This window comes from Facklamia sp. P13069 (assembly GCF_050409405.1).
Taxonomy (GTDB): domain Bacteria; phylum Bacillota; class Bacilli; order Lactobacillales; family Aerococcaceae; genus Facklamia.
The window spans coordinates 1-11,004 of sequence record NZ_JBNUPN010000037.1 but is presented as its reverse complement, the minus strand read 5'-3'; the positions used below and the strand labels follow the sequence as shown (position 1 = coordinate 11,004).

The following is an 11,004-nucleotide window of genomic DNA, read 5'->3' as shown; positions in this document are numbered from 1 at the left end:
AGTTTTATCCCGCAAATTTTTAAAATTTCAGGACATTTTCATTTACGGTTGACACTTAAAAACACAAACATTGAATGAAATTATACCTATGACTACTTAATCGTGATTAAGAGACAAGTCCAAACAAATAGCTTTTCAAAAATAAAAAGATTGTGTATAATGGTCAAAGAAAGTCAATGTTAAACAAAATTAGCTTGAAGGAGGGTTGAATTTGTCCAGAAAAAATATGTCCGATATAATTGAAGCTTATCTTAAATCCTTCTTGCAAAACGCAGAACATGTAGAGATAAAGCGCAGCGATATTGCTGATCAATTTGACTGTGTCCCTTCACAGATCAACTATGTTATTAATACACGATTTACTCAAGAGCATGGTTATCTGGTTGAAAGTAAACGAGGGGGCGGCGGTTATATCCGTATTTTAAAAACTCAATTGACCTCGGATGCAGATGAAGTTGCTTCAATGTTAGAATTAATTGGCAATCAAATTTCATATCGAAATGGTGTGAATATTATTGAAACGTTGATTGAAAGAGAAATAATCACACAAAGGGAAGGAAGACTTATTTTATCAGTGATTGAAAAATCTGTCCTTCATGCGATTTCAAATCAAGATCAAGTGGCTCGAGCCATGTTGTTAAAAACTTTTCTCCATCAATTACGCTATGAATTAACTAGTTAGCTCTCAGTCGAGGATTATTAAATAGAGGTGAAATAAATGTTTGAAGAATTATTTACAGAAAGTGCACGCCAGGCCATGATGTTTGCAGCCGAGCATGCCTATGTTTTCCACCATCAAGCAGTTGGTACGGAACATATTTTGTTAGGATTAGCTCGTGAAGAAAATGGAATTGCCGGTAAAGTCTTAAGAGATTATGGGGCAGAATATGCTGTGCTTGTAGATGAATTAGAAATGATTCATGGAAAAAGCTTAAAAGCAGGTAGACGTGGTGAAGTGGTCATTCCTTATTCCCCACGCGCCAAAAAAGTAATAATGAATGCCTCTAGTGATGCTAAACGTCTTGGCGCTCCAAAAGTAGGGACAGAGCATTTACTTTTAGGCTTACTGAAAGAAGAAATACTCGCTACGGTATTATTGAAAAATATAGGAATTAATCTGGCAGAATTACGTAAAGGAATATTCGAGGAAATTGGAATTAATCAGCAGAAGCGTTCAGATAGTCAAAGTAAAAGAGGGCGACGTCAACAAAACACGAATACTCAATCTAATACTGCTACTTTGGATGGAGTTTCAAGAGATCTAACACAATTGGCACGCGAAGGTAAATTAGATCCGGTTATCGGTCGCGAAAAAGAAATTCGTCGTATGATTCAAATTATTTCTCGCAGAACGAAAAACAACCCTGTTCTTGTAGGAGAACCGGGCGTTGGAAAAACAGCGATTGCTGAAGGGCTGGCTCAAGCAATGGTGACAGGGAAAGTACCAAGTGAAATTGCTGAGAAACGTCTAATGATGTTAGATACAGCTGCTTTAGTTGCAGGAACTAAATATCGAGGCGAATTTGAAGAACGAATGAAGAAGATAATCGAAGAAATATCTCAAGATGGTAAAGTAATTCTCTTTATAGATGAACTCCACACACTTATTGGAGCTGGAGGAGCCGAAGGAGCAATTGATGCTGCCAACATTCTTAAACCGGCTTTAGCAAGGGGAGAAATTCAAACAGTGGGAGCTACAACCTTCGATGAATATCAAAAGCATATTGAAAAAGACTCTGCCTTAGAACGTCGTTTTTCTAAAATTGTGATTGAAGAGCCTTCTCAAGCTGAGTCTATTCAAATTATAACTGGACTAAGGTCTAAATATGAACAGCATCATCATGTGGAGATAAGTGACGAAGCGATTGAAGCGGCAGTCAAATTGTCCTCACGCTATATGAATGAGCGTAAGTTGCCTGATAAGGCGGTTGATTTAATCGATGAAGCATCGGCTAAAGTAAGAATCGAAGAAGGCAAGCAAACTGATAATTTAGCAGAGCTAGAATTGCAACAAAAAAACCTAGCGAATCGTAAAGAACAAGCCATTCTCGACCGCAATTTTGAATTAGCTGCCGATATTCGAAAAGAAGAGCAAGATTTAGAAAAAGTTATTGAGAAGGCTAACAAAAAAGCCAAGAAAAAAAATGAACAAAAAGAATTAAGTTATCCAAAAGTAACCGCTGAACATGTAGCTGAAGTAACAGCACTGGCAACAGGTGTGCCAATCTATCAAATGGATGTAGCGGAAGCTAAACGTTTAGTTCATTTAGAAGCTGAGTTGCATGAACGCGTAATAGGACAAGATTCAGCCGTTTCTTCAGTAGCGCGTGCTATTCGGCGTGCTCGTTCAGGCTTGAAGAGTCCACAAAGACCAATTGGCTCCTTCTTATTCTTAGGACCGACGGGTGTTGGAAAAACAGAATTAGCCAAAACCTTAGCTAACTCCATGTTTGGTTCACAAGATAATATGATTCGTGTTGATATGTCTGAGTATATGGAAAAACACGCCGTTTCTCGTTTAGTCGGTTCTCCTCCAGGATATGTCGGTTATGACGAGTCTGGACAATTAACTGAAAAAGTTCGCCAAAAACCATATTCAGTGATTCTACTAGATGAAATTGAGAAGGCGCATCCAGATGTCTTTAATATCTTATTACAGGTTTTTGATGACGGTCATTTAACAGATGGTAAGGGTCGTCGGGTCGACTTTAGAAATACAATTATTATCATGACATCTAATATCGGTGCTACTGCTCTTCGCGACGAGAAGTCAGTTGGCTTCAGCGCGGTTAGCTTTGCTGATGACTTTAAAGCGATGGAAAAGCGTATCTTAGAAGAGTTAAAACGTGCTTTCCGTCCAGAATTTTTAAACCGTATCGACGAAACGATTGTCTTTCACTCATTGGATAAAGAACATATTAAAGAAATTGTTAAACTTCAAACCAATGAGATTGTTAAACGATTAGATGAATTAGAAATTAATGCGCGTATAACTGATACAGCAATCGATATTATAGCGGAAGCAGGATTTGATCCAGAATATGGAGCGCGTCCAATCCGCCGAGCTATTCAAAAACAAATTGAAGATGAATTAAGTGAGATGCTCTTGAATGGAGATATTGCTTTAGGAGATAAAATAACAATTGGTGGTCGCTCAGGATCCATTCGGATTAACAACCGATCAAAATAGCTGGAAAAATCGATGATCTTATCTAGAATAGTAGCCGAGTAAGCCTAGCTTATTCAGCTACTATTTTTTGATTATAATAATTGATAGTCTATCAAAAGCTGAAAGCATTTTACTATCTATTTTGTACGTTTAGTGATAAGGTTTATATGAAGTAAAAAGAAATTAATAAAGAGGTGGAATATATTATGTTAAATAAAAAGAACAGATTGACCAATATCATCGCTGGTACAGCAATTGTTGCAGCCGTTACAGGCGTTATTCTTTATGCATATTTAGATGATGATGCTAATGAACGTGTAAGAGGCATGATTAACCGTGAGAAAGTCAAAGCTTATGTTAAGCATCAATTAAAAGGCTCCGATCATTTAGTGAATATCGTAAATGACCTTTCTGATGAAGAAGTAAATACTTTAGTAGGTATTGCTAATAAGACTAAGGCCACTCAGTCTCAAATGAGTGAAGGTTTTATTCAGATTATTAACCGTGCTAAAGAACTAGCTGATGATGCTGGTGAAAAAATGCATAATCTGTTTTAATAATTACAGATATATAGTCAAAAGCAACCTATAGATGGAGGTTGCTTTTTAATTTGAAATACTTTTATTTAAATAGGAGTCAGTGAATGGAGAATTTATTATTTAAAGAGTTGGATTCAAATCAACAGGTCCAGCATAAAAAATGGATGCTTGAAGCAATTAAGGAAGCAAAAAAAGCTGAAGCAATTGGTGAGGTGCCGATTGGAGCTGTCGTTGTATACAATGATGAAATAATTGGAAGAGGCTTTAATGTTAGAGAAAGTCAGCACCAAGCTACAGGTCACGCTGAAATATTAGCGATAAATCAAGCTAATGAAAGGCTACAAGCATGGCGGCTTCAAGGGGCTAAGTTGTATGTAACTTTAGAACCTTGTCCAATGTGTGCTGGAGCATCTGTGTTAGCGAGACTTGAACAAGTAATTTTTGCTACCAGAGATCCTAAAGGGGGTTGCAGTGGCAGCTTAATGAATTTATTACAAGAGGAACGCTTTAATCATCAAGTGGAAGTTATTGAGGGGGTTTTAAAAGAAGAATGTAGCCAGATGATGTCTAATTTCTTTAGACAACTGCGACAGAAGAAAAAAGCAAAGAAGAAAGACAAGGCGAAATAGGAGGATATCCACAGAAAAGTTGTGCAAAAGACGACTTATGCACAACTTTATACACAGGCAAGAGATGAACCTTAGCTCTAAAACATGAATTTTACAAAAGGAGCCATTCATGCTATACTATAAAAAGGCAATGATGGATTCACGAACCGAGTCAGGACCGGAAGGTAGCAGCTATAAGTGATGAAGTCATGTGCCTATTTTATTTTGTTTAAAATCCTTGTTAGATAGGCTTTTACAGTATTTTTTAGACTTAAAGGGTAGCAAAAAGATAACTTCTTATATTCTTGAATATTTTTATGAGGTCATCAAAAGCTATCATAACAACACATAATCTAAGCGCTGTCACATTGTTGTAAATGTGTGAAAGTGACTCATGCGACTTTTTGTCTTGATCGTCTATTTTATAAGCTTCTGAGGGGATCTATATCTAAAAGAGAGTACTCCTAGAAGATTATATAATTGAGATTACATACCATGGTGAGTGTTTTTTTACTTTTAAGAGACAAGCTAATAATATAGTTAATGTTGATTAAAAAAACAGATTATTATATAGTTTAAACTTGTTGCAAAGGTTGAAGATATTAAGTATACATAAATTAATACTTATTAATTTGCTAATCAATATAAAGATATATCGAATGTTTGTAGGGGTATTTTGCATAAGAAACTAAGCGACATACCTACATGGGTGCATGGGGGAAAATTACCTTTAGTATATTTAGTATTATAGGCGCCTTGAAAATCGTTTTTGATTTAATGTAATTTTCCACCTTATAAAGGTGTTTTTTTATTTTCTGAAAAAATTGCATGTAAATTTACAAAATATTTACAATGAATTTACTTAAAGTTAATACTAGCATGCTATATTTTTGTCAACGGTCACTTTAAAAGGATCGATAACAAAGGAGGAAGCACCATGAAAAAAGTAATTAAGAAATTGATGGTGGGATTACTATCAGCTTCAATGTCAGTAGCGAGTGTATTACCTTTAAGTCAAACTGTTCAAGCTGCAGAGCCAGTTAAATTATCATTCTGGCATGGAATGGGTGGCTCTGTTGGAGAAGCTTTACAAAAACTAGTAGATCAATATAATGAATCTCAAGATGCGGTGGAAGTTGATGCACAGTATCAAGGGTCTTATGACGAAACATTAACCAAATTACGTTCTTCTGCTTCAGGATCAGAAGTGGGTGCAGATGTGGTTCAAGTATTTGAAGTTGGAACAACCTTTATGATTGATTCAGGTTTAACGGTTCCAATTCAAGATTATGTAGATAAGACAGATTTTGATTTAGATTTATTGGAGCCTAATTTATTGGCTTATTTCACTATTGAGGATCGATTACACTCGATGCCTTTTAATAATTCGACCCCTTTAATGTACTATAATAAAGATATTTTTGATAAAGCTGGCGTAGAAGTTCCAACAACCTTAGAAGACTTAATTGAAATTGGACCCAAATTACAAGAAGCTGGTGCCGCTATGCCAGCATCTATCGGAATCTATGGTTGGTGGATTGATCAATGGTTTAACAAAATGGAAAAAGAAATCTTTGACCATGCTAACGGACGCGATGGAGCACCTGAATCAGTGGCCTTTATTGAAAATGGAGGTATGGAAAAGATTTTAACCATGTGGAAAAAAGGTGTGGATGCGGGTGTTATGCCTAACGTAGGTCGTGAGGGTGGACATCCAGAATTTATTGCAGGGCAATCAGCTATTACTTTTGGTTCCACTGCAAGTTTACGTCAATTGTTAACTGAAGTAGATGGGCGTTTTGAAATTGGTACGGCTTATTATCCTGGTATCGACTCAGAAGATAAGGGTGGCGTATCCATTGGAGGCGCTTCTCTTTGGATGATTGAATCAGATGATGAGGCTAAAAAAGATGCAGCTTGGGACTTTATTCAATTCTTAGTATCTCCTGCCTCACAAGCACAATGGAATGTTGATACAGGATATTTCCCAGTTAACCTAGCGGCCCACGAGGAGCAAAACTTTAAAGACAATTTAGAAGCATTCCCGCAATTCCAAACAGCGATTGATCAGCTGCATGATTCGACCGCAGATGATCAAGGGGCTTTAGCAGGTGTTGCTCAAGAAGCGCGTCAAGTTTTTGAAAATGAACTTGAAAAAGTTATTAATGGTGAAACAGATCCTAAATCAGCTGCACAAGCTATGGCAGATCAAATCAATAAAGCGATTGAAAACTACAATCAAGCCAACCAATAATTTAATGAATTAAATGTATAGATAATCGAGGGAGCTTCATTATTGGTGTTCTCTCGATTTTTTATGTGGAAGGTTTTTGATGGGAAGAGGTGGAAAGATGGAAGAAATTGTAATCATCGAGCCAAAGAGAAGTACTTGGGAAAAAGTAAAAGGATATGGCTATTTACTCCCAGCGATGACAATCTTATCTATATTTATGTTCTGGCCATTTTTTCAGACCATTTATCGGAGTTTATTTTTGACCAATAATTTAGGACAAAATGCAGAATATCTTGGTTTGGGGAATTATACAGAACTTTTTGCAAGTGAAAGCTTTTGGAACAGTGTTTTAGTATCTTTTAAATTTGTTGTTATAGTTGTTTTTGTGGGCGTTGTATTAGGCTTTATTACAGCACTTTTATGTCAAAAAACATTCCCAGGAATTAAAATTTTTTCAACTTCATACGCTATGCCAATGGCAATTGCGTCTGCTGGAATGGCCATGATTTTTCAAGTGATGTTAAATCCAACGGTTGGGATTGTGAACCGGATTTTGGGAACTTATATTAATTATCTCTCTCAACCAAGCAGTGCCTTATTAGTTGTGGGTATTTTGACCGGCTGGTTGAATTCAGGGATGAATTTTTTGTATTTCTCATCTGGCTTAGCCAGCATTGACGATTCTCTTTATGAATCAGCTTCGATTGATGGGGCAAACGGGATTAAGAAATTTATTTATATAACCATTCCATCATTGAAGCCAACCCTTTTTTTCGTGGTTGTAACCAACGTTATTAACGCTTTCCAAGGGTTTGGACAGATAAATATTTTAACCAAGGGTGGGCCAGGTCAAGCAACGAATGTGATTGTTTATGATATTTATCGAAATGCCTTTATGAATTATCGCTATGGCTATGCTTCAGCCGAGTCAGTTGTTTTATTTTTAATCGTTATGATCTTGACCATTATCATGTTTAAAATCCGTGGAAAGGAGAGTGCATAATGGCAGAACTTATTAAAGAAAATAAGGACAATAAAATTAAAAAAAGACGCGAATCAATCACTGTATGGAGTATTGTACGATTGCTTTTAAATATAGTTATGTTACTGATTGTTCTTTCGCCTTTATTGTACGGGCTAATGATGTCCGTTAAACCTTCTGGAGAGTTATACGATCCAGAAAGTGTTTGGTTTCCTAAAAATCCTACATTAACTAACTTTCTTGATGTTTTTAAAATAGCACCGATAGGAATTTATATAAGAAATTCAATGATTGTTGCAGTAGCCATCACTCTTAGTCAGTTAATAACTTCTGTCTTAGCTGCTTTCGCCTTTCGCTTTTTGAACTTCAAAGGTAAAGGGCTGTTATATGCATTGATCCTATCGACAATGATGATTCCAGGCGAAGCCGTTATTATTTCGCAATTCTTAATGATTTCATCTTGGGGTTGGAATGATTCCCTCTACGTGTTAATCATACCCTTTATTATTTCAGCCTTTAATATCTTCTTATGCGTTCAAGCCTTGCAGAGCTTTCCTTATGAAGTGTATGAAGCTGCTAAGGTAGATGGTTGTACAGATTTCAGATTTGTTTTAACCATTTTGATGCCTTTGATTAAACCAACCTTAGGAGCTATGTCTGTTCAATCATTCTTATCGGGATGGAATATGTATATGTGGCCTTTACTAGTGACAAATAATGATCAGAATCGTACCGTTCAGATAGGTATTAGCATGCTGAATTCGGTGGATTCACAGTCACTGGTTTTAATGGTTGCAGGGGTTATGATCTGTATGGTTCCAAGTCTGCTTATTTTTATTGTTGGATCAAGGAATATGGTAAAGGGACTTACGGCCGGAGCAGTGAAAGGATAAGGAGAGAATATTTATGGCGAAATTAAGTTTAAGAAAAGTTGCTAAAATCTATGATGATGGCTTTAAAGCAGTCAAAAATATTGATTTGGAAATTGAAGATAAAGAGTTCATCGTATTAGTAGGTCCTTCTGGCTGTGGCAAGTCAACAACTTTACGTATGATTGCTGGTTTAGAGAGTATTTCAGAAGGAGAACTCTGGATTGGTGATTTAAGGGTTAATAACTTACAGCCAAAAGATCGTGACATTGCCATGGTTTTCCAATCTTACGCGCTTTATCCACATATGAATGTTCGTGATAATATGGGATTTTCAATGAAGATGAATGGAATCAGTAAAAAGGATCGTCAATTACGCGTAGAGCAAGTTGCTAAAGCGCTTCAGTTAACGGAACTACTTGACAAGAAACCAGGCGCTTTATCAGGGGGACAACGTCAAAGAGTGGCTTTAGGTCGAGCTATGGTGCGAAATCCTAAGGTTTTTCTATTAGATGAGCCTCTATCCAACTTAGACGCTAAATTACGGGTATCGATGCGGTCTGAAATTACCCAGTTGCATCGTGAATTAGGAACGACCTTTGTTTATGTTACCCATGACCAAACAGAAGCCATGACAATGGGAACGCGAATAGCTGTGATGAATGCTGGAAGTATCGAACAATATGACACACCGGCCAATTTGTATTATAATCCATGTAATAAGTTTGTTGCTGAATTTATTGGGTCACCCATGATTAATATGTTCAATGGTAGATTAGTCATTAAAGATGGGAAAGTAAACCTTAAAATTGCTGATCAATCGTTTGAGCTCGCTGAAGAAGTTAAAGATCAGTTGCTTGTTGAAGTAGAAGACCAGGAAGTTTATATTGGCATTCGCCCGGAGGACATGCACCATAAGGCCGAGGGTTTAAACACCTCAGGTTTGAATGTTATCGCTAAAAATGTTGAGCAAGTAGGCTCTGACACTTTTGTTTATTTTGATCATCCTACTTCTAGTCGGGAGTTGGTGGCTCGTTTTTCACCGGCACGTCCTGTTAAAATTGGCGAAGAAGTTCAAGTTCAGTTGGACTTGAATAAAATCATGTTGTTTGATCAGAAAACAGAAGCGTCGATACTCAATCGAATAGTGGGAGAGGATTTTGATAAATAATGGTAAAAATTATTGCACATCGCGGTTATTCTGGAATATATCCTGAAAACACCATGTTAGCTTTCAAAGAAGCGACAAAATTTCCGATTGAAGGCATTGAGTTAGATGTCCATTTAACCAAAGACCAAGAGGTAGTCATCATTCATGATGAAGCGATTGATCGCACTTCAACAGGTAGTGGCTATGTAAAAGATATGACCTTAATTGAATTACGTCAGTATAACTATTATGCTAACTTCAAAGAAACACAAGTTAAGTCCGCAAGAGACATTCAAATTCCGACTTTGCGCGAATTTTTTGAATGGATGCAGCCTCTAGATATTAAAGTTAATATCGAGTTGAAAACTAACATTTTTCGCTATGAGGGTCTTAATGCTAAAGTTTTAGAATTAATCAGGGAATTTAAATTAGAAGATCGTGTTTTGATTTCATCTTTTAATCACCACAGTGTGCGTGATTTTATGCGCCTAGCAGGGGATAGTAAAATTGAATACGGCTTTTTAACGGCGTCGGGTCAATTAAACCCTGGTAAATATTGTAAGGAACATGGTGTCGGTCATTATCATCCTGCTTTTGTGACTTTAGACTTAGAAGATATTGAAGAATGTCATCGTCAGGGAGTCGAAATTAACACTTACACAGTCAATGAAGCTGATCATATCCAGATGATGATTGATGCAGGTGTGGATCGCATTATAACCAACTATGTTGAGAGAGCTTTAGAATTAATTTAAGTTCTAGCAAAAAATTCCTTCTGGGTAAACAGAAGGAATCAGACTGTAGACAAAGCCCTCTAAATCACTATTTCTTAGTGGTTTAGAGGGCTTTTTTATGTATAATAATGGTTCTATAATAAATAGGGTTGAAGGAAGAATTTTTCTTCCATCAACCCTATTTGACATAGAGCCAAACAAAGACAAACCCTTATTTGAGATTAACTCAAGCAGGGTTTGTCTTCAATCTGGGACATCCACTAAAGGATGCCTTTGATAAGGTTAATTATAGTTTAACAATATTAGTAGCTTGGTTGCCACGTGGGCCAGCTTCTATGTCATATGTTACTGTTTGACCTTCGTCTAAGGATTTAAAGCCGTCACCTTGGATGTTAGAGAAATGTGCGAATACGTCATTTCCATCCTGACCTTCGATAAATCCAAAACCTTTGTCTGCATTAAACCATTTTACTGTACCTGTGTTCATAATGTAAATCCTCCTGTGTGCGTCTTAAGCACTTTGTATTGCAATAACTAAATAATTTAAAAGAAGATTTTACATGGTTGAATGAAAATGACTTAATTAACTTATTTCTTTACTACAAGACACAGTATGTTCCTTATTGGATGACTTGTCAACACTTATTTTAAAATATCAAAATTAATGTTAAACGTAAATGATAATGTCTCAAGAGAACACAAATCAAAATGTCCCACTAT

The 11,004-nt window shown here is 36.5% G+C and carries 10 protein-coding genes and 1 other RNA gene; 10 read left to right on the top strand and 1 reads right to left on the bottom strand.

Annotated features, from left to right (window positions below):
- The first annotated feature begins 211 nt into the window (after positions 1-211).
- From ACQV2T_RS08860 to ACQV2T_RS08815, 10 genes are all read left to right on the top strand, one after another.
- Positions 212-682, top strand: a complete 471-nt coding sequence (locus ACQV2T_RS08860) for a CtsR family transcriptional regulator (protein WP_428873096.1) — start codon at positions 212-214, stop codon at positions 680-682.
- 36 nt (positions 683-718) lie between these two features.
- Positions 719-3,190: an ATP-dependent Clp protease ATP-binding subunit gene (locus ACQV2T_RS08855; protein WP_428873097.1), complete on the top strand. Its 2,472-nt coding sequence runs from the start codon at positions 719-721 to the stop codon at positions 3,188-3,190.
- A 185-nt stretch (positions 3,191-3,375) separates the two neighbouring features.
- Entirely contained in the window at positions 3,376-3,726 is a 351-nt protein-coding gene (locus ACQV2T_RS08850) for a hypothetical protein (protein WP_258437020.1), read from the top strand.
- Between the two features lie 86 nt (positions 3,727-3,812).
- Positions 3,813-4,337, top strand: a complete 525-nt coding sequence (tadA, locus tag ACQV2T_RS08845; protein ID WP_428873098.1) for a tRNA adenosine(34) deaminase TadA — start codon at positions 3,813-3,815, stop codon at positions 4,335-4,337.
- Between the two features lie 117 nt (positions 4,338-4,454).
- Positions 4,455-4,545, top strand: an RNA gene (gene ffs, locus ACQV2T_RS08840) — signal recognition particle sRNA small type.
- Positions 4,546-5,253: 708 nt separating this feature from the next.
- Positions 5,254-6,570, top strand: a complete 1,317-nt coding sequence (locus tag ACQV2T_RS08835) for an ABC transporter substrate-binding protein (protein ID WP_428885080.1) — start codon at positions 5,254-5,256, stop codon at positions 6,568-6,570.
- 97 nt (positions 6,571-6,667) lie between these two features.
- A complete protein-coding gene (locus ACQV2T_RS08830; RefSeq protein WP_428885081.1) occupies positions 6,668-7,552 on the top strand; it encodes a carbohydrate ABC transporter permease in 885 nt (294 codons plus the stop codon).
- Positions 7,552-8,424, top strand: coding sequence for a carbohydrate ABC transporter permease (locus ACQV2T_RS08825; protein ID WP_428873101.1), 873 nt, complete (start codon positions 7,552-7,554; stop codon positions 8,422-8,424). Before ACQV2T_RS08830 ends, ACQV2T_RS08825 begins: the two co-directional genes overlap by 1 nt.
- Positions 8,425-8,437: 13 nt before the next feature.
- Positions 8,438-9,571, top strand: a complete 1,134-nt coding sequence (locus ACQV2T_RS08820) for an ABC transporter ATP-binding protein (RefSeq protein WP_428873102.1) — start codon at positions 8,438-8,440, stop codon at positions 9,569-9,571.
- Positions 9,571-10,305: a glycerophosphodiester phosphodiesterase gene (locus ACQV2T_RS08815; RefSeq protein WP_428892373.1), complete on the top strand. Its 735-nt coding sequence runs from the start codon at positions 9,571-9,573 to the stop codon at positions 10,303-10,305. Before ACQV2T_RS08820 ends, ACQV2T_RS08815 begins: the two co-directional genes overlap by 1 nt.
- A 265-nt stretch (positions 10,306-10,570) precedes the next feature.
- Here ACQV2T_RS08815 and ACQV2T_RS08810 read toward each other — a convergent pair whose 3' ends face one another.
- Positions 10,571-10,771 carry a cold-shock protein gene (locus tag ACQV2T_RS08810; RefSeq protein WP_428892372.1) on the bottom strand — a complete coding sequence of 67 codons (201 nt, stop codon included), beginning with the start codon at positions 10,769-10,771 and terminating at the stop codon, positions 10,571-10,573.
- Between the last annotated feature and the right edge of the window lie 233 nt (positions 10,772-11,004).